Source organism: Pseudomonas asturiensis, assembly GCF_900143095.1.
Lineage (GTDB): Bacteria > Pseudomonadota > Gammaproteobacteria > Pseudomonadales > Pseudomonadaceae > Aquipseudomonas > Aquipseudomonas asturiensis.
Map to the genome: position 1 here is coordinate 20,815 of NZ_FRDA01000020.1, position 22,613 is coordinate 43,427.

Consider the following 22,613-nt stretch of genomic DNA (forward strand, 5'->3'; position numbering starts at 1 on the left):
AAACCTGTGGGAGGCAGCTGGCTGGCGATGCGCGTTAGCAGGCGAGCTGTGAGTGGCTGGAATGACGCCATCGCCTACGGGCGGGGGCGCTCAATCAGCCGCTGTTGTTTCAGTCTCTTTGCTCAGGCCCCAGGCAATCGCACGACGGCACATAACCCGGCAGGTGGGCGGTTTTCCAGGGTGAGTTCGCCGCCGTGGGCCTGGATGCAGGCGCGGGCGATGGCCAGTCCCAGACCTAATCCGCCGCCCTGCGCCGAGTCCGTGCCGCTCTGGCTCAGTTGCACGAACGGCTCGAACACCTGCGTCAGCCAGGCCTGATCGATGCCCGGTCCGTGATCGAGAATTTCCAGGCGGATCTGCCCGTCGGAGTCGGTCCAGGCGCTGACGCTGGCATCCCCTGCGTGCTTGAGGGCGTTGTCGATCAGGTTGGTCAGCGCGCGTTTGAGCGCCAGTGGCCTGCATCGAAACCTGATCTCATCCTGACCTTTCTTCCAGCCAATCGGTTGCCCCATGTTCGTGTAACGCCTCGCCAGGTCATCCAGAAGACAGGTCAGCGACAGGTCGACCATCGCTTCCTGCACCGCATCGCCGCGTACGAAGTTCAGGGTTTCGCGCACCATCGCTCGCAGCTCGTCGAGGCTTTCGAGCATGTCGTCGCGCTCGGGTCCGTCTTCCAGCAACTCCATCTGCAAGCGCAGTTCGGTGATCGGTGTGTTCAGGTCATGGCTGATCGCCGCCAGCATGCGTGTGCGCCCCTCGACATGCCGGGCAATGCGCTCCTGCATGACGTTGAATGCGGTGGTCAGGTCGCGGGCTTCCTGGGGACCGGTCATGGGCAACGGCGGTATCCATTCACCCCGGCTGACACGTTCGGTCGCTTGCGCCAGGCGCTTGATCGGCTGTACGACCCGACGCATGAAAAACACCACGATCAACAGCACCGGAATGGTCGTCACCGGCAGGGTGTAGGCCAGCATGCGACCCCTTTCATACCCCCCGGCCGGATGCTGGATGGCGTTCAATTGCGAGCCGTTGAGCAAGTCAATACTGGTGCGCAATCGCAACGGAGCCCAACCCGCGGCGACGAAGACATGCTCGCGGGCCGGTCCGCCGCTGATGCGCTCAAGCTGCATGCCGATGGTGGTGTTGTCCGGCAATGTCAGGCGCTTTCGCAGATCAGCGACCAGCCGATGCTCTTCGGCGCGCATGTCCAGCGTGTTGGCGATGGGGTCTCTGGACACCCACAGTTCCGAGTCCGGCGTTTGCATGGCACTCAGCAGACGCGATGCATCGTCCGCGGAAAGACCCTGCGTCGCGTGATAGGCCGTGATCAGCCGCTCGATAGCCAGCGTGCGCGACAGTGGATGAATCAGCGCGCCAGTGCGTTGCAGGTACAGCATGGCAATGGCGTTGGACGTCAGCAGTGCGAGCAGCAACAGCACGCCCAATTGTTGTGTCATGCGTTTCGGCCAAAAGCGTACGAGCACCCTCATGTGCCCAGCACGGTCACTTCAGCCGCCAGCAGGTAACCGTCACCCCAGATCGTGCGCAGCAGTTCCGGCTCGACCGGATTGTCGTCGAGCTTGCGGCGCAAGCGGCTGATCTGTCGGTCAATCGCGCGGTCGTAGACTTCGTTGCCAGGGCGCGCCGTCAGATCGATCAGGCGCTGGCGGTCGAGCACGGTATTGGGATGGTTGAGCAACACGCCCAGCAAACGGCTTTCCACGGTACTGAGCCTGACTGTCGAGCCGTCGCGTCGCACCAGCGTGCCGGTACTGGTGCTGAAGCTCAGACCCGCAAACGCGTAGTGTTGGGACAGCGGTGCTGCTTCGTCGGGCGCTACGTTTGCGGATTCAGGGCGCACCGCTCCGCTCCTTCGCAGCACGCTGTTGATCCGCGCGACCAGCTCGCGAGGCTCGAAGGGCTTGGTGATGTAATCGTCCGCGCCGATGTCCAGGCCGCGCACCCGGTCGGCCGAGGCGTCGCGGGCGGTGAGCAGGATCACCGGGATGTTTTCGCGCCGGTGCAGGCGGCTGCATAACTCGAACCCGTCGCCGTCCGGCAGCATCACGTCCAGCACCACCACATCGAAGCGCTGCTGCTTGAGCAACTGCCACATGCCTGCTGCGTCTTCGGCCGTGCGCACCTCGAACAAATGACGCCGCAAGTACACCGCGAGCGGATCACGGATCTTGCGGTGGTCATCTACCACCAGAATGCGTGGGGTCGGGCGAGATGAAGTTGACGCGCACATCATGATGTTCCTGCGGCACGGGCGGGAGAGGAGTCGTGGATGATTCTCATTGGTGGGCGCGATCTTATCCCATTCACGGCGTCGGCGCTGTATGACGTGCGTTTGGTCTTTTGCGCTATGTAAACGCGTCAGGACCCGCTACTTTGATCAGGTTCGACCCCCGCAAGGACGCAGGTACGCCTTGGGGAGGTGGTGCAGCGCCGTTGCTTTTCACGTGGGCAATGGCTGTCAAACGTCCCGGATTCAGGAAGAAGAGACTGCTCATGAAGTTCGAACCCCTCGCCCGATCGCTGATTGCGACGGCACTGATTGTTGCGTATTCCCCCTCGTTCGCTGCGTCACAGGCGCCGGTTGCTGCTGAAAACGGCATGGTCGTGACGGCCCAGCATCTGGCCACTCACGTCGGTGTGGATGTACTCAAGGACGGCGGCAATGCCGTCGATGCTGCTGTTGCAGTCGGTTACGCGCTGGCGGTGGTGTACCCCGCAGCCGGTAATCTGGGCGGCGGTGGTTTCATGACCGTCCAGTTGGCCGATGGCCGCAAGACGTTTATCGACTTCCGTGAAAAGGCCCCGCTGGCTGCTACCGCCAACATGTACCTGGACAAGGACGGCAAGGTCATCCCGGACCTGAGCGCCAAAGGTCATCTGGCCGTCGGTGTGCCGGGCACGGTGTCCGGCATGGAGCTGGCGCTCAGCAAATACGGCACACGCAAGCGTGAAGAGGTGATCGCTCCGGCGATCAAACTGGCGGAAGAAGGGTTCACCCTGCGCCAGGGTGATATCGACATGCTGCACACCGCGACCGACGTGTTCAAGGCGGACATGGCCGACTCGGGGTCGATCTTTCTCGACAAGGGCGAGCCGCTGCAGGTGGGCCAGAAACTGGTGCAGAAGGACCTGGCCAAGACATTGCGCGAAGTGTCCGAGAAGGGCAGCGATGGTTTCTACAAAGGCTGGGTCGCCAAGGCTCTGGTCGATTCGAGCCAGGCGGGCAAGGGCATCATTACCCAGGCCGACCTTGATCATTACAAGACCCGTGAGCTGGCACCCGTCGAGTGCGACTACCGTGGATACCACGTGGTGTCGGCACCGCCACCGAGCTCCGGCGGCGTGGTCATCTGCCAGATTCTGAACATCCTGCAAGGCTACCCGATGAAAGAGCTGGGCTTCCGCTCCGCGCAGGGCACGCACTATCAGATCGAAGCCATGCGCCACGCTTATGTGGATCGCAACAGCTACCTGGGCGACCCGGATTTCGTCAAGAACCCCATCGAGCACCTGCTGGACCCTGCCTACGCCGACAAACTGCGTGCCGCCATCGACCCGAACAAGGCCGGTGATTCGAACAAAATCAAGCCGGGTGTTGCGCCGCATGAAGGCAGCAACACCACGCACTATTCGATCGTCGACAAGTGGGGCAATGCGGTCTCGGTGACTTACACCCTGAACAACTGGTTCGGTGCAGGCGTCATGGCCAGCAAGACCGGGGTCATCCTCAACGACGAGATGGACGACTTCACCGTCAAGCCCGGTGTGCCCAACATGTACGGTCTGGTGCAGGGTGAAGCCAATGCCATTGCGCCGGGCAAGACGCCGCTGTCGTCGATGAGCCCGACCATTGTCACCAAGGATGGCAAGACCGTCATGGTCGTCGGCACGCCAGGCGGCAGTCGTATCATCACCGCGACCCTGCTGACCATGCTCAACGTGATCGACTACGGCATGAACATTCAGGAAGCGGTCGATGCGCCACGTTTCCACCAGCAATGGCAGCCGGATACGACCAACCTGGACACTTTCGCAGTCAGTCCCGACACGCTGAAAATCCTCGAAAGCTGGGGTCACAAGTTTGCAGGTCCCCAACCCATGAACCATGTCGCGGCGATTCTGGTGGGCGCGCCGTCGCTGGACGGCAAACCGGTCGGCAACAACCGTTTCTACGGTGCCAATGATCCACGCCGTAATACGGGTTTGTCGTTGGGGTATTAAGGTACCGCGGCCAGTTGCAGCAAACAGAGAACCGTGGGAGGCGGCTTGGCGGCGATAGCATCAATTCAGGCGCTGATGTGGCGCTTGAGACACCGAATCGCCGGCAAGCCGCCTCCCACAAAGGCGGGTTTCTTCACTAAGTTACAGGTTGCTTGATAAGAGGCGGCTGCGTACCTGCCGCAATCAGCCACGCACCCAGCGCTGACGACTCCAGCCGCTCAGCGCATCCACCGCAAACACCAGCACCAGCATTGCAAGGATGACGGTGCTGGCCTGTGCTTCCTGGAACAGGCTGAGGCTGACATAGAGCATCTGCCCCAGCCCACCTGCGCCGACGAAACCCAGAATGCTCGCCATGCGAATGTTGTTCTCCCAGCGATACAGGGTGTACGCCAGCAACTGTGGCCAGAGGTTGGGCAGCGTGCCGTAGCAGAACGCCTGCCACGCGCTGCCACCTTGCAGTCGAATCGCTGCGGCGGGTTGCGGTGCAGTATTTTCCAGCGCCTCGGCAAACAACCGACCCAGCACGCCGGTGGTGTGTAACGCCAACGCGAGCGTGCCAGCGTTCGGCCCAAGCCCTGCGGCCAGGACCATCAGCACTGCCCACACCAGTTCGGGAATGGCGCGTAATGCGTTGAGCAGCAGACGGCTCAGGCTGCGCAGCGGCCAGCCCAGGCGACCAGCAGCAGGCAAAGCCAACAACAATCCACCGATCACCGACAGCAGCGTGCCAAGCGCAGACATCGCCAGGGTTTCCAGAGCGCCCTTGCCGATGGCCTGCAAGTGACCGGCGCTCAGGTCCGGGCTCATGAAACGTAGGGCATAACGGCCCATCTGCGTCAGGCTTTCAGGGCTGCTCAGGCTGAACAGGTCCATGCCCAGGTACACGAACGAGCCAATCACCGCAGCACTGATCGCGATCAACAACAGTCCGTTGCCCACACGCCTCATGTGAACCTCCCGCGCAGCAAGCGGCTCAGTTGATCGGCCAGCAGCACCAGCATCAGAAAGGTCAGCAGCATGCTTGCCACTTCGGCACCGGCGAACATACGCATCGACAGGTCGATCTGTTGACCCAGCCCACCCGCGCCGACGAAGCCCATCACCACCGACGCGCGAACTGCGCATTCCCAGCGATACACCGTGTACGAGGTCAGCTCGGCGGCGGCGTTGGGCAGGATGCCGTAGCCCAGCGCGGCGAATCGTCCGGCGCCCGCCTGCATCAGGGCATGGGCCGGGCGTTGATCAACGGACTCGAAAATTTCGGCGTAGACCTTGCCCAGCATGCCCGCGTAGGTAATGGCGATAGCCAGCACACCCGCCGTCGGACCCAGCCCGACGGCACGCACGAACAGCAGCGCCCAGACAATTTCCGGCACGCTGCGCAGGAAGATCAGCAGGCCGCGCACCGGCCAGCGCAGGCATTGACCGAGCCAGCCGGGCCGTCCTGCACGTGAGGCGGCCGACAAGGACAACGCCGAACTCGCCAGCAGACTCGCCGGTATGGCGAGCACCAGCGCCAACGCCATGCCCGCCGTGGCAATCGCCAGGGTCTGCAAGGTGGCGTCGATCAGCAGGGAGAGAAAGTCGGGGTCATGGGCCGGCGGCCAGAAACCGGCCACGAAACCGCCCATGGTCCGGGCGTTTTCCGGTTGCAGCAAAACGGTGGGATCGAGTTCAGCCAGACGGATGCCCGGCCACAACAGTGCGACAGCCAGCAGCGCCAGCAACAGGCGCGGTATGGCGGCCGGGTCGCGTTGATCACGACTCAGCATCGCGGCGTCCAGGTCGCGGCGGGCGCCTCGGTGCCGGGTGATGTGCTCAGTTGTTCGTTGGCGTAAAGCGTGTCCAGGTGCTCACGGCTGACCTGGCTGGCACTCAGGTCGAAATGAATCTGCCCGTCCCGCACGCCGATGATGCGTGGAAAATGCGCCAGGGCCAGCTCAACGGCATGCAGGCTGGCGACCAGCGTCACGCCGTGCTCAATGGCATGCTGACATAGCAGCGCCAGAGTGTGGTCCGCCAGGCGCGGGTCCATCGCCGACACCGGCTCGTCTGCCAGCATCACTTCCGGGGCCTGATACAGGGCGCGGGCGATACCGACCCGTTGCAGCTGCCCGCCGGACAATTGCTGGCAGCGCTCGAACAGCTTGTCCGCCAGATCCAGACGCGACAACACATCGCGAGCACCGGGCACGTCCAGCGGATGCAGCAGGTTCAGCAAGGACTTGCCCAAGCCCCACTGACCGAGCTTGCCCGCCAGCACTGCTGTCACCACGCGCTGACGCGGCGGCAAGGGCGGGGCCTGATGGATCAGCGCAATGCGACGGCGCAATTGCTGGCGCTGCCGACTGGAAAGCTGCCATGGGCTGCTCCCCAGTATCTCCACGTGCCCGGCGCTGGGCGGCAGGGCGCTGGCCAGCAGGTTGAGCAGGGTGGTCTTGCCCGCCCCGGACGGGCCGATGATCGCCACCCGTTCGCCTTGCGCAACGCTCAGTTCCAGGCCTCGCAGCGCCAGCGTACCGTTGCTGTGGCGCAGGTCTATCCCGGACAGGCGCAGGGTCATTTCAGCAGGTCGGCAGCGCGGGCAGCCTCTTCGATGCCCTTGTAGTTTTCCGGTTTGGTCTCGATGAAGCGGCTGGCTGCCTGCAGATCAAGAATCGCTTTCTGCTCCGGGTTGGCCGGGTCCAGGTCCAGGAACGCCTGTTTGATCTTCGCCGCGAGGCCCTTGTCCAGCGTGCCGCGTACGGTCCAGTTGTAATCGAAGTAAGTCGGCGTGGTGGCGAAGACGCGCACCTTGCTGGTGTCGACCTTGCCGTTGGCGACCAGCTTGTCCCACACGCTGGCGTTCAGCACACCGGCATCGACCTTGCCCGCCTGAACCCAGGCAGCAGTGGCGTCATGCGCGCCGGAGTAGGCCACGCGGCTGAAGAAGGTTTCCGGTTTGATGTCTTCTTTAAGCATGAAGTAGCGCGGCATCAGGCTGCCGGAGGTGGACGACACCGAGCCAAACGCGAACGTCTTGCCTTTCAGGTCCGCCAGGCTCTTCACATTCGGGTCGGAGGTGATGAATTTGCTGGTGAACTGCGCGTCCTGCTCGCGCTGCACCAAGGGCACGGCATTGCCGGTCTTGAGGTTGACCTGCACGAAGGTGAAGCCGCCCAGCCAGGCCATGTCCAGACGGTCGGTCGCCAGTGCTTCGACCACCGCCGGGTAGTCGGCGACCGGGACGAACTCGACCTTCATGCCCAGACGCTGTTCGAGGTAGGCCCCCAGCGGCTTGAACTTGCGCAGCAGTTCGGTGGGCGCTTCGTCGGGAATGGCCGACACGCGCAGCACATCGGCCGCGTGGCTGGTCAGGGCAGTAAAGGACAGGGCAAGGCCGGCGGCGAGCGCCAGGGTACGCTTGAGCATGAAAGTTCTCCGGTTCAATGGCGGAAAAAACGATAAGGCAAAGCGACTCTGGACAAGCAGGCACGCCTCGATGGATTCGGTACTGGAGCGCGGGATTATAAGAGGCGCGGCGAGAAAGGCCAGTTCGTCAGGCGTATCGTTTTGATGGCCTGACCGAACGGCGACGCCGTTTGCGCTCAAACCGCAACAGACCCTAGACTCCGCAGCCTGTTTCCCCGTTACCGAGAGTGTCGCGATGAGTGAGCCAATCCGCCTGACCCAGTACAGTCACGGAGCAGGGTGTGGCTGCAAGATTTCCCCCAAGGTGCTGGACGTGATCCTGGCTGGCAGCGGCGCGCAGAACCTTGACCCCAACCTGTGGGTCGGCAATGCGTCGCGTGACGACGCTGCTGTCTATGCGCTGGACGATGAACGTGGTGTGGTCTCGACCACCGACTTTTTCATGCCCATCGTCGATGACCCCTTCGATTTCGGCCGCATCGCGGCCACCAATGCGATCAGCGACATTTATGCGATGGGCGGTGATCCGCTGATGGCCATCGCCATCCTCGGCTGGCCGGTCAATGTGCTGCCGCCGGAAGTGGCACGCGAAGTGATTCGGGGCGGTCGTGCGGTCTGCGATGCAGCGGGTATTCCGCTGGCCGGCGGCCACTCCATCGATGCACCAGAGCCGATCTTCGGCCTGGCCGTGACCGGCGTCGTGCAGAAGAAACACATGAAGCGCAACGACACAGCCCAGGCGGGCTGCACGCTGTATCTGACCAAGCCCCTGGGTATCGGCATCCTCACCACCGCCGAGAAAAAGGCCAAACTGCGCGAGCAGGATGTCGGTCTGGCGCGTGACTGGATGTGCACCCTGAACAAGCCCGGCAGCCGTTTCGGCAAACTGGCCGGCGTGATGGCGATGACTGACGTCACCGGTTTCGGTCTGTTGGGCCATCTGGTCGAAATGGCCGATGGCGCAGGGCTGACGGCCCGACTGGATTACGCGGCCGTGCCGCGTCTGCCGGGTGTCGAGCATTACATCGCCGAAGGCTGCGTGCCGGGCGGCACGTTGCGCAACTTCGAAAGCTACGGCGACAAGATCGCATCCCTCAGTGACGCGCAGCGCGACCTGTTATGCGATCCGCAGACCAGCGGTGGTTTGCTGGTGGCGGTCACCCCGGAAGGCGAAGCGGAGTTTCTGGCAGCGGCTGTCGAGTTGGGCCTGCAGCTGAACCCTATCGGCACATTGCTTGAGCGACAGACCCACGCCGTCGAGGTGTTCTGATGGCCGACAACAGCAGTGATTACCGCGCTCTATTTCTCAACGATGTGCCGATGATGGACGCCCGGGCGCCCGTGGAATTCTCCAAGGGCGCGTTTCCGGGCGTGATCAACCTGCCGCTGATGAACGACATCGAACGGCAGAAGGTGGGCACCTGCTACAAGCAGCACGGACAGGAAGCAGCGATCACGCTGGGCCATCAACTGGTGTGCGGGCCGGTCAAGGATGAACGTGTCGAAGCCTGGCTGGCGTTCGCCAAAGCCAACCCGCATGGCTACCTGTATTGCTTCCGTGGCGGGCTGCGCTCGCAGACCGTGCAGCGTTGGCTGAAGGATGCAGGCGTCGATTATCCGCGCATCATTGGCGGCTACAAGGCGATGCGGACCTTTCTGCTGGACACCCTGCACGAAGCGGTCACCGAGTGTGAGTTCGTGGTACTCGGCGGCATGACCGGTACGGGTAAGACCGAAGTGCTGACCCAGCTTGGCAACAGCCTCGATCTGGAAGGCATCGCCAACCACCGTGGTTCCAGCTTCGGTAAGCGAGCCACTGGCCAACCGGCCCAGATCGACTTCGAGAACCGCCTGGCCATCGACCTGCTCAAGAAGCGCGCCGCAGGCATCGAGCAGTTCGTGCTGGAAGACGAAAGCCGTCTGGTGGGCAGCTGCAACGTGCCGCTGGAACTGCACCAGACCATGCAGGCTTGTTCGATGGTGTGGCTGGAGGACAGTTTCGAAAACCGGGTAGAGCGTATTCTGCGCGATTACGTGACCGACCTGTGCGCCGAGTTCATCACGCTCAACGGCCCGGAAACCGGTTTCGACCTGTTTGCCGAGCGCCTGCTGCAAAGCCTGAAAAACATCCATAAACGACTCGGCGGTGAGCGTTTGCAGCGGCTGCAAACCATCATGCAGGATGCGCTGGACGAACAGCGGCGCAGCGGCAAGGTCGATCTGCATCGTGGCTGGATAGAAGGTCTGCTCGGTGAGTACTACGACCCGATGTACGCTTATCAGCGCGAGCACAAGGCCTCGCGTATCGAGTTTGCCGGGAGCCAGGTGGAGGTGGTTGCCTACCTTCGCGAGCGCAAGGCCAGAGCGTCGTCTACGTAGCATTTCCTGACGCCGCTGCCTCTTCGTGGCTGCGCTATCTCGCAGCACACACGAGTATGGTGGAAGCGAGCTTGCTCGCGAATGCGGTCTATTTGTTGAAGAGGCGGTGTCTGATGCATCGCCTTCGCGAGCAAGCTCGCTCCCACAGGTTTGCATGTATCCAGTGATGCTGGTGTAGCGACGACCGCAGAACAGGGGTTGAGCGCATTCCCTGTGGGAGGCGGCTTGCCGGCGATGAAGTCAGCAAGGCGTGCCAGAAAAAACGCCTCATCGTTCATCGGCGGATTGCTGCCCAGACCAAGTCCATTCCTGCATGGCTGCATCACGGCTAAGAGCGATGCGCCAAGTGATCGAGCAATGCCTTGGCGTAACCGGGCAGTGCGTCGAAGTCGGCGGCGCAGAGCAGCAACGTGCGGTCGGCCCAGGCATCACTCAGGCGCACAGCCGCAAAGCGCAGCGGACGAGGTGCGCGATCCACCGCCGCCTGCGGCACGATGCCCAGCCCCGCCCCATGGGCGACCATGCGCAACACGCCATCGAAACCTTCGGCCCGCACTCTGATGCGCAAGCGCTTGCCCACGTGCAGCGCCTGCTCTTCCAGATAAATGCCCAACGCACTGCTGGCCGCCATGCCGACGAACTCTTCATCCAGCGTCTGGGCAAAACTGACGCGGGATAACCCGCTCAAGGGATGACCGAGCGGTAGCACCAGCGTGAGGGGGTCATCACCAAAGGGCAGGGTCTGCAGGTCGCTGGCGTCTACGGCATCGGAAATGATCCCGATATCGGCCGTTCCCTGACGCAGCGCCTGGAGGATGCGCAGGCTGGGCTGCTCCAGCAGGTCGATATCGATGTTGGGATGTGCCACCAGAAAATCCGCCAGTCGTTCCGGCAGGTGCTCGCTGAGCGTCGATGTGTTGCACAGCAGCCGCACCTGGCCTTTGAAGCCTTTGGCATAGTCGGCCAGATCGAATTGCATGCGCTCGACCTGTTGCAGGATCAGTCGGGCGTGTTGCGCCAGTGCCTTTCCCGCAGGCGTTGGCGTTACGCCACGTCTGCCTCGTTCAAGCAATGGCGCCTGCAACGACGCCTCCATCGCTCGCACACGCGCGCTGGCCGATGCCAGCGACAGATGGCTGCGGGTTGAGGCAGCATTGAGGCTGCCGGTCTCGATCACGTGCTGAAAAAGGCGCAGGTCGATGAGGTCAAAATGCATGTGATTGAACGTTCTTTAATGATCAGCCTCTGTCCATGCCTGAGGCTGGCTCAGTATAAGCCAGATTTTCAACGGGCCGTGTCCAGGTCCAGAATCGCCCCATGAACGCACTTTTCGATATTGATCACTCGCTGGGTATGGGCTTTGTTGCGCTGGTGTTTGCCACCTTTCTGCTGGCAGGTGCCGTCAAAGGCGTCATAGGCCTTGGTCTGCCGACCGTTGCGATGGGGCTACTCGGGCTGGCTATGCTGCCGGCACAGGCTGCTGCGTTGCTGATTATCCCGTCCATCGTGACCAACGTCTGGCAACTGGCGACAGGCGGGCAACTCGGGTCGTTGCTCCGGCGTTTGTGGCCGATGCTGGCGATGGTGTTTATCGGCACCTGTGCAGGGGTGTTCTGGCTGGGCATGAATGGCGATCATTCCATGACGCGAGCATTGGGCGGGGCGCTGCTGCTTTATGCGCTGAGCGGTCTTTTTCTGCCGACATTCAAGGTGGCTGTGAACACCCAGCGCTGGCTCGGGCCGGTGTGTGGCTTGCTCACAGGCGTCATCACGTCGGCGACTGGCGTGTTCGTGATTCCTGCCGTGCCCTATCTGCAAGCGCTGGGTCTGGAGCGTCATCAACTGGTGCAGGCGCTGGGGCTCTCGTTCACGGTTTCGACGCTGGCGCTGGCCATCGGTCTGTCCTCGACGGGCGCACTGGGCAGCGGTGAAATGGCAGCCTCGTTACTGGCGCTGATTCCTGCCCTGCTGGGCATGTCGTTCGGACAGTGGTTGCGGGAGCGAATCAGCGCAGTAGTCTTCAAGCGCGCGTTCTTTATCGGGATGGCGCTGCTGGGCCTGCATTTGCTGATGACGGGCTGAGCATGTCGATGCGGCGCACGTCGAACTCGCGTACCAGATAGTCCATGCGGTGTTCGAAAAACTTCGTCATGTGCGGTTGTGCAGAGTGAACGTCGAGGTCTTCTTTAGAGGCCCAGATTTCAAAGAAGATGAACAGCGTCGGGTCCTGCTGATCGCGCAGCATGTGGTACTCGATACAGCCCGGTTCGCTACGGCTTTGTGCAACGTACGAACTGAACAGCGCCTCGAACTCGGCGGACTTTTCGGGGCGGGTGTGGGCGTGAAGGATGAAACCATGAAGGTCAGTCATCTGGAGAGTCCTTTACTGGAAGTGGCCGTATTCTAAGTCAACAATAGGGTTTTGATTCGTGACGCTTAAGCAAAAGCCATTTGCTGATCCCGGCCTTATTCAAATGCGCGTCCCTCTTTATTCTTGCCTCATCCATTAATGACGAGCCCACCTGGCGCTTTCAGCGCAGCGGGCGAGCATCCAGAGGTCAGGCATGAAAAAAGTAGTGTTTCTCAACGGTGGTAAACAGTTTGCGCACTCCGACGGCCGCTATAACGCGACCCTTCATGAAGCCGGTGTGGCGTTCATGGACCGCGCCGGTTACGACGTGAAGCAAACCTTCATTGATGGTGGCTACGACATTGTCGAAGAGGTGCAGAAGTTTCTATGGGCTGACGTGATTGTCTGGCAGATGCCGGGCTGGTGGATGGGCGCGCCGTGGACGGTGAAAAAATACATCGACGAAGTGTTCACCGAAGGTCACGGCAGCCTGTACGCCAACGACGGCCGCAGCCGGTCCGATGCCTCGCAGAAATACGGCAGCGGCGGTTTGTTGCACGGCAAGCAGTACATGATCTCCGCCACCTGGAACGCGCCACAGCGCGCGTTTGACGACGCGTCCGACTTCTTTGAAGCCAAAGGCGTCGATGCCGTGTACTTCCCGTTTCACAAAGCCAACCAGTTTCTGGGTATGACCGGCTTGCCGACGTTTCTGGCGGTGGACGTGATGAAGATGCCGAACATCGAAGCTGATGTGAAACGCTATGAAGCGCATCTGGCCAGGGTGTTTGGGGTCAGATCAGATTGTGGGAGGCGGCTTGCCGGCGATGCTTTTCAACTGGCACTTCAGTGACTGGGATAATGCTTCCACAGTATCTGTGTTCACTCAGTCCCTGCCGTTTAAGTCTTAATGCGCAGGCTCTCGGAGCTTGGTAACGATCAGCAGAACTCACGCCTTTGCTTGAACCACGGTTAATATCCCCGGACTCTTGAGCAGGGGACAACAGTGAAAGCCAGGTCCGATGAGTTGCAGGTGTTTGTTTCGGTGATCGAAAGCGGGTCGATTTCCGCTGCCGCCGAGAAGATGGGGCAGACGCCTTCGGGTATCAGCCGCACCTTGTCGCGGCTTGAGGCCAAACTGGAAACCACGCTGATCAACCGCACCACGCGGCGCATGGACCTGACCGAGGAGGGCAAGTTCTTCCTGACGCGTGCCCGTGCGATTCTCGAACAGATGGAAAGCCTTGAAGAGCACCTGACGTCGTCACGTCAGACCCCGGCCGGACGTCTGCGCGTCAACGCCGCGTCACCGTTCATGCTGCATTCGGTGGTGCCGCATGTCGCAGAGTTTCGGCAGCGTTATCCGGGTATCCAGCTGGAACTGGACAGCGATGACTGGTTCATCGACCTGCTGGAACAGAACACCGACGTCGCCATTCGCATCGGCACATTGCCGGACTCGACCCTGCACGCGCGCGCTCTGGGCAGTTGCCTGCTGAACATCGTTGCCAGTCCTGCGTACCTGGCGCGCTACGGCACGCCACACACCGTCGAGGATTTGTCGCACCACACGCTGGTGGGATTCAATCAGGTGGAAGTGCTCAACCACTGGCCGCTGCGCCATGCCGGTGGCGACCGCTTTCAGATCAAGCCTGCCGTGGCGGCGTCCAGTGGCGACACCTTGCGGCATCTGGCGCTGGAAGGGGTGGGGATTGCCTGTCTGTCAGATTTCATGACCCACGAAGACCTGCGCGATGGCCGGCTGGTAGGCCTCCTGCAACACGCCGACAGCGGTTATCGCCAGCCGATCAATGCGGTGTACTACCGCAACTCGCAGTTGGCGCTGAGGGTTCAGTGTTTTCTGGATTTCATGCAGGAGAAACTGAAGGGCTATGCGCAGTGAGCGTGAACACGCAGAGCGCTGAGCGTTACACAATGCTTGCCAGTCACTGCAGATCAGAGCTTGCTCGCGAAGAGGCCAGTGCAGTAACCCTGAATCAGGGCGTCTGAACGATAGCGTTCGTGAGCAAGCTCATTCCCACAGAGCTGTGGTTTATCAATGATGCTCGCGAGTCGCGCGGAATTTCACGTCGGGCCAGCGCTCTTCCATCAGCGCCAGGTTTACCCGGGTCGGGGCCAGGTAGGTGAGGTGACCACCACCGTCCAGCGCCAGGTTTTCCACGGCCTTGTTTTCAAACTCTTCGAGCTTCTTCTTGTCGGCGCATTCGATCCAGCGGGCTGACCACACGGTGATCGGCTCGTAGGCGCACTCGACCTTGTATTCTTCCTTCAGGCGGCTGGCGACGACGTCGAACTGCAGCACGCCGACGGCACCCAGAATGATGTCGTTGCTGCGCTGCGGGAAGAACACCTGCGTGGCGCCTTCTTCGGCCAGCTGCTGCAGGCCCTGACGCAACTGCTTGGACTTGAGCGGATCCTTGAGGCGCACGCGACGGAACAGCTCCGGTGCGAAGTGTGGAATACCCGTGAAGCCCAGGCCTTCGCCTTCGGTGAAGGTGTCGCCGATCTGGATCGTGCCATGGTTGTGCAGGCCGATGATGTCGCCTGCGTAGGCTTCTTCCAGTTGCTCGCGTTCCGAGGAGAAGAAGGTCAGCGCGTCGCCGATCCGCACGTCCTTGCCCAGACGCACGTGGCGCATTTTCATGCCCTTGTCGTAGCGGCCCGAACAGATACGCATGAACGCAATGCGGTCGCGGTGCTTGGGGTCCATGTTCGCCTGGATCTTGAACACGAAGCCGCTGAATTTCTCTTCTTCCGGCTCCACGGTGCGCTCGTTGGCGACGCGGGCCAACGGCATTGGTGCCCAGTTCACCACGGCATCGAGCACGTGATCGACACCGAAGTTGCCCAGCGCTGTGCCGAAGAACACCGGGGTCAGTTGACCGTCGATGAACTCCTGTTGATTGAATTCGTGGCAGGCGCCCTGCACCAGCTCCAGTTGCTCGACGAAGCGGTCGTACTCGTCACCCAGGTGGGCGCGGGCTTCGTCGGAGTCCAGGTTCTGGATGATCTTGGTCTCGGTACGCTCATGCCCATGGCCGGCGGTGTAGACGATGATGTAGTCATCAGCCAGATGGTACACACCCTTGAAGTCGCGGTAGCAACCGATGGGCCAGGTGATGGGGGCCGCCTTGATCTTGAGGACGGCTTCGATCTCGTCCAGCAGTTCGATCGGGTCGCGAATGTCACGGTCCAGCTTGTTGATGAAGCTGACGATCGGCGTGTCGCGCAGGCGGCAGACATCCATCAGGGCGATGGTGCGTGGTTCGACACCTTTACCGCCATCCAGCACCATCAAGGCCGAGTCCACTGCCGTCAGCGTGCGGTAGGTATCTTCGGAGAAGTCTTCGTGGCCCGGAGTGTCCAGCAGGTTGATCATGTGATCGCGATACGGGAACTGCATGACGGACGTGGTGATGGAGATGCCGCGCTGTTTCTCCATTTCCATCCAGTCGGATGTGGCATGACGATCGGATTTACGCGACTTGACCGTACCGGCGACGGAAATGGCCTTGCCCATCAGCAACAGCTTTTCCGTGATGGTGGTTTTACCGGCGTCGGGGTGGGAAATAATGGCGAAAGTGCGGCGTTTCGCGACTTCGGCGGCCTGTTGGGTCATGGGAAATCGCCTGGAATGGGATTGAAAAAAGGGCGCAGATTATAGCTCAAGTCTGGGCAATAACCGAACCGTTCAGTCAATCGGGGGTGGCCAGATAATGTCTCACGTGGGAACCTTTCAGGTCGTGGAGACGTCCACTCCCCCGTCAAGGCCAGTACCGAGGCCAACTTCAGGGGCTGATTGATCAGCATGTTGGCTTGACGAAGCTGCGCTCATGGCTTGTGTTATCGCCGAGGTTAAACCCTTACCGGCGACCCACCCGCTGCTCTTCGCGAACGTTATTGCTGGCGTCCTGTCGGTCGCCCAAGTCAACGCGTTCGCCGACTGAAATAAGGAGTCCGCCCGTGGCAAATCGCTATGGCAAGGGGCTATTGGGAGGCGCGGTTGTTATCGCGCTCCTGGCCCTGCTGATCCACTGGATCGGCATTAGTACCATCAAGCAATACCAGGATGACCTGCTGTTCTACCTTCAGGCTCACCTGATTCTGGTTCTGGTTTCAATGCTCGCGGCCCTGGTGGTCGGCATCCCGGCAGGCATTGCCCTCAGCCGACCGAGCATGGTTGGCCGAGCCGAACGCTTCATGCAGATCTTCAACATCGGCAACACCGTTCCACCTCTCGCCGTTCTGGCCATTGCCCTCGGGATTCTCGGGATCGGCAGCGGGCCTGCCATCTTCGCGCTGTTCCTCGCCTCACTGTTGCCCATCGTGCGCAACACCTACGAAGGCTTGAAGAACGTCCAGGGCTCACTCAAGGAAGCGGCCGTCGGCATCGGCATGACACCGCGCCAGGTGCTGTGGCGGGTCGAACTGCCCAACGCCGTGCCCATCATCGTCGGTGGTGTGCGGGTTGCGCTGGCGATCAACGTCGGTACTGCACCGCTGGCCTTTCTCATTGGCGCCAACAGCCTTGGCAGCCTGATCTTCCCCGGCATCGCCCTGAATAATCAGCCGCAACTGGTGCTGGGTGCGGCGTGTACCGCTCTGCTGGCGTTGTTGCTCGACGGCCTGGTGATCATTGCCAGTCGCCTGTGGCTGGAACGCGGCCTGACTCGCTGAGCGAAGGAACTACCATGAAGAAGTTATGTTTGTTTTTAGGCTTTGCCCTGCTGTTTCCGGCACTGGCCCAGGCGGCCGACAAGCCGCTGTTGCGCGTCGGTGCGCGCGTGTTCACCGAGCAGACCATGCTGGCTGAACTGACCGCGCAATACCTGCGTACCAAGAACTATGACGTGCAGATCACGGGTGGTCTGGGCAGCAACCTGGCGCGCAGCGCTCAGGAAAGCGGCCAGCTCGATCTGTTGTGGGAATACACCGGCGTATCGCTGGTTGCATATAACCATATCGACGAAAAGCTCGACAGCGAGCAGACCTACGCACGCGTGAAAGAAGTCGATGCAAAGAAAGGCCTGGTCTGGCTTTCGCCGTCGAAATTCAACAACACCTACGCGCTGGCACTGCCGCAGAAGGTTGCGGACAAGTACCCGCAGATCAACACCATGACCGAACTGACCAAAGTGCTTAAGGATGAAGCCAAAGAGGGTCATGTCGTAGCGCTGGACACCGAGTTTGCCAACCGTTCCGACGGCCTGATCGGCATGGTCAAGCATTACGACATGAATCTCGGTCGTGAGAATACCCGACAGATGGACGCGGGTCTGGTCTACACCGCGCTGCGCAACGGTCAGGTGTTCGCAGGTCTGGTCTACACCACCGACGGCCGCCTGAACGCGTTCAAGCTCAAGGTGCTGGAAGACGACAAGCATTACTTCCCGGACTACACCGCCGCGCCGGTGATTCGCCAGGAGTACCTGGATGCGCATCCTGAGATCGCCACGCTGCTCAAGCCATTGGCTGACCTTCTGGACAACCAGACCATGATTGACCTCAACGCCCGCGTCGATGTCGGCCATGAAAGCCCATCCTCGGTTGCCGCAGATTTCCTGCGCCAGCATCCCCTGAATTAAGGAAGGAGACGATATGAGTTTCTTGAGCGCCTTCTCCCATCTGGACTGGGCTCAGGTCCTGCAACTGACCTGGCAGCACATCACGCTGGTCGGGATCGCCGTCACCCTGGCAATCGTCGTCGGTGTGCCGCTGGGCGTGCTGATGACGCGCTTTCCGGCGTTGGCAGGTCCGCTGCAAGCCAGTGCAACCGTGCTGCTGACTGTGCCGTCGATTGCCCTGTTCGGCCTGCTGCTGCCGTTCTACTCCAAGTTCGGTCAGGGCCTCGGCCCGATGCCAGCCATTACCGCTGTGTTCCTCTATTCCCTGCTGCCGATCATGCGCAATACCTACCTGGCCCTGACGGGCGTTGAGCCGGGTATCCGCGAAGCGGCCAAAGGCATCGGTATGACCTTCGGCCAGCGCCTGCGCATGGTCGAACTGCCGATTGCCGTGCCCGTCATCCTCGCCGGTGTGCGCACCGCGGTGGTGATGAATATCGGTGTCATGACCATCGCCGCGACCATCGGCGCCGGTGGTCTGGGTGTACTCATTCTCGCTTCAATCAGCCGCAGCGATATGTCGATGCTGATCGTCGGCGCGGTACTGGTCAGCATTCTGGCCATCATCGCCGACCTTCTCCTGCAATGGCTGCAACGCACGCTGACTCCAAAAGGACTCCTGAAATGATCGAACTCCAGAACCTCTCCAAGACTTTCCAGAGCAACGGCAAAGAAGTGAAGGCTGTCGACTCGGTCAGCCTCACCGTCAACGAAGGCGAGATCTGCGTCTTCCTCGGCCCGTCGGGCTGCGGCAAGAGCACCACGCTGAAAATGATCAACCGCCTGATCATGCCGACGTCCGGCAAGGTGCTGATCAACGGCGAGGACACCACGGACCTGGACGAAGTGACCCTGCGTCGCAACATCGGTTACGTGATCCAGCAGATCGGCCTGTTCCCGAACATGACCATCGAAGAGAACATCGTGGTCGTGCCCAAGCTGTTGGGCTGGGACAAGCAACGTTGCCACGACCGTGCTCGTGAACTGATGAGCATGATCAAGCTCGAGCCCAAGCAGTACCTGCATCGCTACCCGCGTGAATTGTCCGGTGGTCAGCAGCAGCGCATCGGCGTGATCCGCGCCCTGGCAGCCGACGCTCCCTTGCTGTTGATGGACGAACCGTTCGGCGCGGTCGACCCGATCAACCGCGAGATGATCCAGAACGAATTCTTCGAGATGCAGCGCGCGCTGAACAAAACCGTGATCATGGTCAGCCACGACATCGACGAAGCCATCAAGCTGGGCGACAAGATCGCTATCTTCCGTGGTGGTAAATTGCTGCAGATCGACCACCCGGACACCTTGCTCGCGCATCCGGCTGACGAGTTCGTCAGCAGCTTCGTCGGTCAGGACAGCACCCTCAAGCGCCTGTTGCTGGTCAAGGCTGAAGACGCCGCCGACAACGCGCCGTCAGTCAGCCCGGAAACCCCAGTGGCCGATGCGCTGGAAGTGATGGACGAAAACGACCGCCGCTACATCGTTGTTACCGACGGCGAGAACAAGGCAATGGGCTACGTGCGTCGTCGTGACCTGCACCGTCAGCAGGGTTCCTGTGCCCAGTTCCTGCGCGAATTCAACGGCACGGCGGCCTACGACGAGCACTTGCGCATCCTGCTGTCGCGCATGTACGAGTTCAACCGCTCGTGGCTGCCGGTGCTGGACGCCGAAAACGTGTTCCTGGGGGAAGTGACTCAGGAGTCGATTGCGGCCTACCTGAGTTCGGGGCGTTCGCGTGGCATGAAGACCAGCATTGTGTCGCCGGCTGAAATTGCACTGAGCGACGCGCAGGCCTGACCTTAAACGCTCTGCGCTATTGATGCAGGGCTTGAGTAACCGGACAGGGCTACTGGCATTTCTGCCAGTAGCCCTGTTTGCGTTTCACGTTTTATGGTGTTTCCGAAGTAGCCTCAACGAGTGGCTCGTGATGAATGAACTGAGTCGATACAGGTATGACCCGTTGGATCGCATTGCGAGCCTGAACCTTCTGGCTCGAGCGGTGGCGCTGCGATTTTATAGTCGTCAGCACCTGGCGACTGAGGTGTCGGCCAGCGAACAGTATGTTTTTATAAGAGCAGGCGATACACCTGTGCTTCAAAAGCGCCTTGCGGGTGAGCAGTCGCTGATCAGCCCAGCTGACTGCGGATCAGCAAAAAAGCGTGCTGCAGATCAATCGTGGCGGGCAAAAGACCGCCGTCGTCTATACGCCTTACGGTTACCGCGAAGAGCACGCGCCAACGTCCGGGTTACCAGGTTTCAACGGCGAGACCATCGAGCCTGTTACCGGCCATTACCTTCTGGGTCATGGCGTCAGGGCCTACAACCCGGTTCTCATGCGTTTCAACAGTCCGGACGTCCTGAGTCCGTTTGGTAAGGGCGGGTTGAATGCCTATGGCTATTGCGCCGGTGATCCGGTGAATCGGAGTGACCCTACCGGGCATGTGTTCACGGTTCGCACCGCTTTGCCAGGCAACGTCCTACGCGAGCTGGCGAGCAACATCGCTGAAACCGCAATAAGCAAGCCCAGGCTGCTCAAACCCAGGCTAAGCCTGGAGACGCGCCCCAAGCGCGTATTTCGAAGGCCGGAGGCTGATCTTGGAGACATGCCCCCTCATGTACAGGAAATGATTGCGGGTACTCTGCCAGGAAGTGACCTTGCGAATATGGCGCGTGTTTCCAGGCACTACGAAAGCGTTGTAATGGCCGCATCAGCCCGTCAATTCAAAGCGCTGAAAATCGCAGACCTGCCTTTTCAGCCATGGTTGAAAAAACTCGATGAGATTTATTTCGGTGAGGTCAGGGGGATTGCGCCGATGTTCCTCAATCGCAGCGGTATCCCATTTGGGTATGTGCAAGCCAACTTGATAAGGGAAACACGCGTGATGTTCGCACCCAGCAGGATCTTTTCCTGGAGACTTCCAGTTCAGTTTATTGAGTACGCGTCTACACCTGAGACGGCCGAGTCTCGACTGATGGCCATGCAGATGCAGGCGATAAATGGCGGTGGTTTTTGACCTTGAGTCACTGACAGCACAGCAAATGCCGGGCGCATGAGACCCATCGCGATATTGCACGGGTCAGGAACATCAGCCTGTCACATCGGTCCGTTACACAAGAGGCCAGCGCAGCGGCCACGACGAACGCGTGTAAAAACGCGACATTTTTTGTTGATCTCAGCCCCTTCACGCCCTACAGTTCGCGCCGAACGTCCATGCTGGAAACGATCCATCCGGCTCAAGTACTGACGACGAGACAGCAAGGCCAGGAAGGCAAGCCCTTCAGTGGCCTTTTTGCTTTCGGCGACATGCCTTGGGAAGTAGGCGAACCAAAGTGGGGATACGGAGGACGTTCATTTGCACCCATTTACCAATTCCGTTTGCCAGATAGGAGTTCCAGCAGCATGACGATCAATGTCGAAGACTACTACTCAGCCGAAACCTTCAAGAAAATGAAGACGTTCGCTGACAAGCAAGAAACGCCTTTCGTGGTCATTGATACCAACATCATCAGCAAGGCCTACGATGACCTGCGCGCAGGTTTCGACTTCGCCAAGGTCTACTACGCGGTCAAGGCTAACCCCGCAGTCGAAATCATCGAGCTGCTGAAGAACAAGGGTTCGAGCTTCGACATCGCCTCGATCTACGAGCTGGACAAGGTCTTGAGCTGCGGTGTTACCCCGGATCGCATGAGCTACGGCAACACCATCAAGAAATCCAAGGACATTCGCTACTTCTACGAGAAGGGCGTGCGCCTGTTCGCCACCGACTCCGAAGCCGACCTGCGCAACATCGCCAAGGCAGCGCCAGGCTCGAAAGTCTATGTACGTATTCTCACCGAAGGCTCGACCACGGCTGACTGGCCGCTGTCGCGCAAATTCGGCTGCCAGACCGACATGGCCATGGATCTGCTGATCCTGGCGCGTGACCTGGGCCTGGTGCCTTACGGCATCTCGTTCCACGTGGGTTCGCAGCAGCGCGACATCAGCGTCTGGGACGCGGCCATTGCCAAGGTCAAGGTGATCTTCGAGCGTCTGAAAGAAGAAGACGGCATCGTGCTCAAGCTGATCAACATGGGTGGCGGCTTCCCGGCCAACTACATCACCCGTACCAACAGCCTTGAAACCTACGCCGAGGAAATCATCCGCTTCCTGAAGGAAGACTTCGGTGATGACCTGCCGGAAATCATTCTGGAGCCAGGCCGTTCGCTGATTTCCAACGCCGGTATTCTGGTCAGCGAAGTGGTGCTGGTCGCACGCAAGTCGCGCACCGCGGTCGAGCGTTGGGTGTACACCGATGTGGGCAAGTTCTCCGGCCTGATCGAAACGATGGACGAAGCCATCAAGTTCCCGATCTGGACCGAGAAGAAGGGCGAGATGGAAGAAGTGGTCATCGCCGGCCCTACCTGCGACAGCGCCGACATCATGTACGAGAACTACAAGTACGGCCTGCCGCTGAACCTGGCCATCGGTGATCGCATGTACTGGTTGTCGACCGGTGCCTACACCACCAGCTACAGCGCAGTGGAATTCAACGGCTTCCCGCCTTTGAAAGCGTTCTACCTGTAAGCACTCTGCCAATTGGCCT

The 22,613-nt window shown here is 60.6% G+C and carries 21 protein-coding genes; 12 read left to right on the forward strand and 9 right to left on the reverse strand.

Going from position 1 to position 22,613, the window contains the following annotated elements:
- Positions 1 to 122: 122 nt before the first annotated feature.
- A complete protein-coding gene (locus BUB69_RS24715; RefSeq protein ID WP_073171967.1) occupies positions 123 to 1,460 on the reverse strand; it encodes an ATP-binding protein in 1,338 nt (445 codons plus the stop codon).
- A 29-nt stretch (positions 1,461 to 1,489) separates the two neighbouring features.
- Complete coding sequence (locus BUB69_RS24720; RefSeq protein ID WP_073171970.1) at positions 1,490 to 2,254, reverse strand: response regulator transcription factor; 765 nt, start codon at positions 2,252 to 2,254, stop codon at positions 1,490 to 1,492.
- A 263-nt stretch (positions 2,255 to 2,517) separates the two neighbouring features.
- Here BUB69_RS24720 and ggt point away from each other — a divergent pair, with 263 nt between their 5' ends.
- Positions 2,518 to 4,245, forward strand: a complete 1,728-nt coding sequence (gene ggt / locus BUB69_RS24725) for a gamma-glutamyltransferase (protein WP_073171973.1) — start codon at positions 2,518 to 2,520, stop codon at positions 4,243 to 4,245.
- A 183-nt stretch (positions 4,246 to 4,428) separates the two neighbouring features.
- Here ggt and phnE read toward each other — a convergent pair whose 3' ends face one another.
- From phnE to BUB69_RS24745, 4 genes are read right to left on the reverse strand one after another with little or no spacing between them, the layout of a single operon-like run.
- Positions 4,429 to 5,196 carry a phosphonate ABC transporter, permease protein PhnE gene (phnE, locus tag BUB69_RS24730; protein ID WP_073171976.1) on the reverse strand — a complete coding sequence of 256 codons (768 nt, stop codon included), beginning with the start codon at positions 5,194 to 5,196 and terminating at the stop codon, positions 4,429 to 4,431.
- Positions 5,193 to 6,020: a PhnE/PtxC family ABC transporter permease gene (locus tag BUB69_RS24735; RefSeq protein ID WP_073171979.1), complete on the reverse strand. Its 828-nt coding sequence runs from the start codon at positions 6,018 to 6,020 to the stop codon at positions 5,193 to 5,195. The genes phnE and BUB69_RS24735 overlap by 4 nt, the downstream gene beginning before the upstream one ends.
- A complete protein-coding gene (locus BUB69_RS24740) occupies positions 6,014 to 6,811 on the reverse strand; it encodes a phosphonate ABC transporter ATP-binding protein (RefSeq protein WP_073171983.1) in 798 nt (265 codons plus the stop codon). The genes BUB69_RS24735 and BUB69_RS24740 overlap by 7 nt, the downstream gene beginning before the upstream one ends.
- A complete protein-coding gene (locus BUB69_RS24745; RefSeq protein WP_004887584.1) occupies positions 6,808 to 7,659 on the reverse strand; it encodes a putative selenate ABC transporter substrate-binding protein in 852 nt (283 codons plus the stop codon). The genes BUB69_RS24740 and BUB69_RS24745 overlap by 4 nt, the downstream gene beginning before the upstream one ends.
- A 235-nt stretch (positions 7,660 to 7,894) precedes the next feature.
- Here BUB69_RS24745 and selD point away from each other — a divergent pair, with 235 nt between their 5' ends.
- Entirely contained in the window at positions 7,895 to 8,929 is a 1,035-nt protein-coding gene (gene selD, locus BUB69_RS24750) for a selenide, water dikinase SelD (RefSeq protein WP_073171986.1), read from the forward strand.
- Positions 8,929 to 10,038, forward strand: coding sequence for a tRNA 2-selenouridine(34) synthase MnmH (mnmH, locus tag BUB69_RS24755; RefSeq protein ID WP_073171989.1), 1,110 nt, complete (start codon positions 8,929 to 8,931; stop codon positions 10,036 to 10,038). Before selD ends, mnmH begins: the two co-directional genes overlap by 1 nt.
- Before the next feature lie 328 nt (positions 10,039 to 10,366).
- Here the strand turns inward: mnmH and BUB69_RS24760 are convergent, their stop codons facing one another.
- Positions 10,367 to 11,254, reverse strand: a complete 888-nt coding sequence (locus tag BUB69_RS24760) for a LysR substrate-binding domain-containing protein (RefSeq protein ID WP_073171992.1) — start codon at positions 11,252 to 11,254, stop codon at positions 10,367 to 10,369.
- Positions 11,255 to 11,355: 101 nt separating this feature from the next.
- On the opposite strand from BUB69_RS24760, the gene BUB69_RS24765 reads away from it, so the two are divergent.
- On the forward strand, positions 11,356 to 12,120 hold the full coding sequence (locus BUB69_RS24765; RefSeq protein ID WP_073171995.1) for a sulfite exporter TauE/SafE family protein: 765 nt from the start codon (positions 11,356 to 11,358) through the stop codon (positions 12,118 to 12,120).
- Here BUB69_RS24765 and BUB69_RS24770 read toward each other — a convergent pair.
- On the reverse strand, positions 12,074 to 12,409 hold the full coding sequence (locus BUB69_RS24770) for a putative quinol monooxygenase (protein WP_073171998.1): 336 nt from the start codon (positions 12,407 to 12,409) through the stop codon (positions 12,074 to 12,076). The genes BUB69_RS24765 and BUB69_RS24770 overlap by 47 nt on opposite strands.
- Before the next feature lie 193 nt (positions 12,410 to 12,602).
- Between BUB69_RS24770 and mdaB the strand changes: the two genes are divergently transcribed.
- Both mdaB and BUB69_RS24780 read left to right on the forward strand, forming a co-directional pair.
- Positions 12,603 to 13,241: an NADPH:quinone oxidoreductase MdaB gene (gene mdaB / locus BUB69_RS24775; RefSeq protein WP_073172003.1), complete on the forward strand. Its 639-nt coding sequence runs from the start codon at positions 12,603 to 12,605 to the stop codon at positions 13,239 to 13,241.
- A 153-nt stretch (positions 13,242 to 13,394) separates the two neighbouring features.
- Positions 13,395 to 14,291, forward strand: coding sequence for a LysR family transcriptional regulator (locus tag BUB69_RS24780; protein WP_073172006.1), 897 nt, complete (start codon positions 13,395 to 13,397; stop codon positions 14,289 to 14,291).
- A gap of 153 nt (positions 14,292 to 14,444) precedes the next feature.
- Here BUB69_RS24780 and BUB69_RS24785 read toward each other — a convergent pair whose 3' ends face one another.
- A complete protein-coding gene (locus BUB69_RS24785) occupies positions 14,445 to 16,028 on the reverse strand; it encodes a peptide chain release factor 3 (RefSeq protein WP_024695419.1) in 1,584 nt (527 codons plus the stop codon).
- Positions 16,029 to 16,372: 344 nt separating this feature from the next.
- On the opposite strand from BUB69_RS24785, the gene BUB69_RS24795 reads away from it, so the two are divergent.
- From BUB69_RS24795 to BUB69_RS24820, 6 genes are all read left to right on the forward strand, one after another.
- Positions 16,373 to 17,086, forward strand: a complete 714-nt coding sequence (locus BUB69_RS24795) for an ABC transporter permease (protein ID WP_024684687.1) — start codon at positions 16,373 to 16,375, stop codon at positions 17,084 to 17,086.
- 14 nt (positions 17,087 to 17,100) lie between these two features.
- Positions 17,101 to 17,994: a glycine betaine ABC transporter substrate-binding protein gene (locus tag BUB69_RS24800; protein WP_073172009.1), complete on the forward strand. Its 894-nt coding sequence runs from the start codon at positions 17,101 to 17,103 to the stop codon at positions 17,992 to 17,994.
- Between the two features lie 13 nt (positions 17,995 to 18,007).
- Entirely contained in the window at positions 18,008 to 18,661 is a 654-nt protein-coding gene (locus BUB69_RS24805) for an ABC transporter permease (RefSeq protein ID WP_003400010.1), read from the forward strand.
- Positions 18,658 to 19,827, forward strand: coding sequence for an osmoprotectant ABC transporter ATP-binding protein OsmV (locus BUB69_RS24810; protein WP_073172012.1), 1,170 nt, complete (start codon positions 18,658 to 18,660; stop codon positions 19,825 to 19,827). The genes BUB69_RS24805 and BUB69_RS24810 overlap by 4 nt, the downstream gene beginning before the upstream one ends.
- Before the next feature lie 362 nt (positions 19,828 to 20,189).
- Positions 20,190 to 21,044, forward strand: coding sequence for an RHS repeat-associated core domain-containing protein (locus BUB69_RS28325; RefSeq protein ID WP_425439406.1), 855 nt, complete (start codon positions 20,190 to 20,192; stop codon positions 21,042 to 21,044).
- 386 nt (positions 21,045 to 21,430) lie between these two features.
- Positions 21,431 to 22,594 carry a type III PLP-dependent enzyme gene (locus BUB69_RS24820; protein ID WP_024695417.1) on the forward strand — a complete coding sequence of 388 codons (1,164 nt, stop codon included), beginning with the start codon at positions 21,431 to 21,433 and terminating at the stop codon, positions 22,592 to 22,594.
- The last annotated feature ends 19 nt before the right edge of the window (positions 22,595 to 22,613 follow it).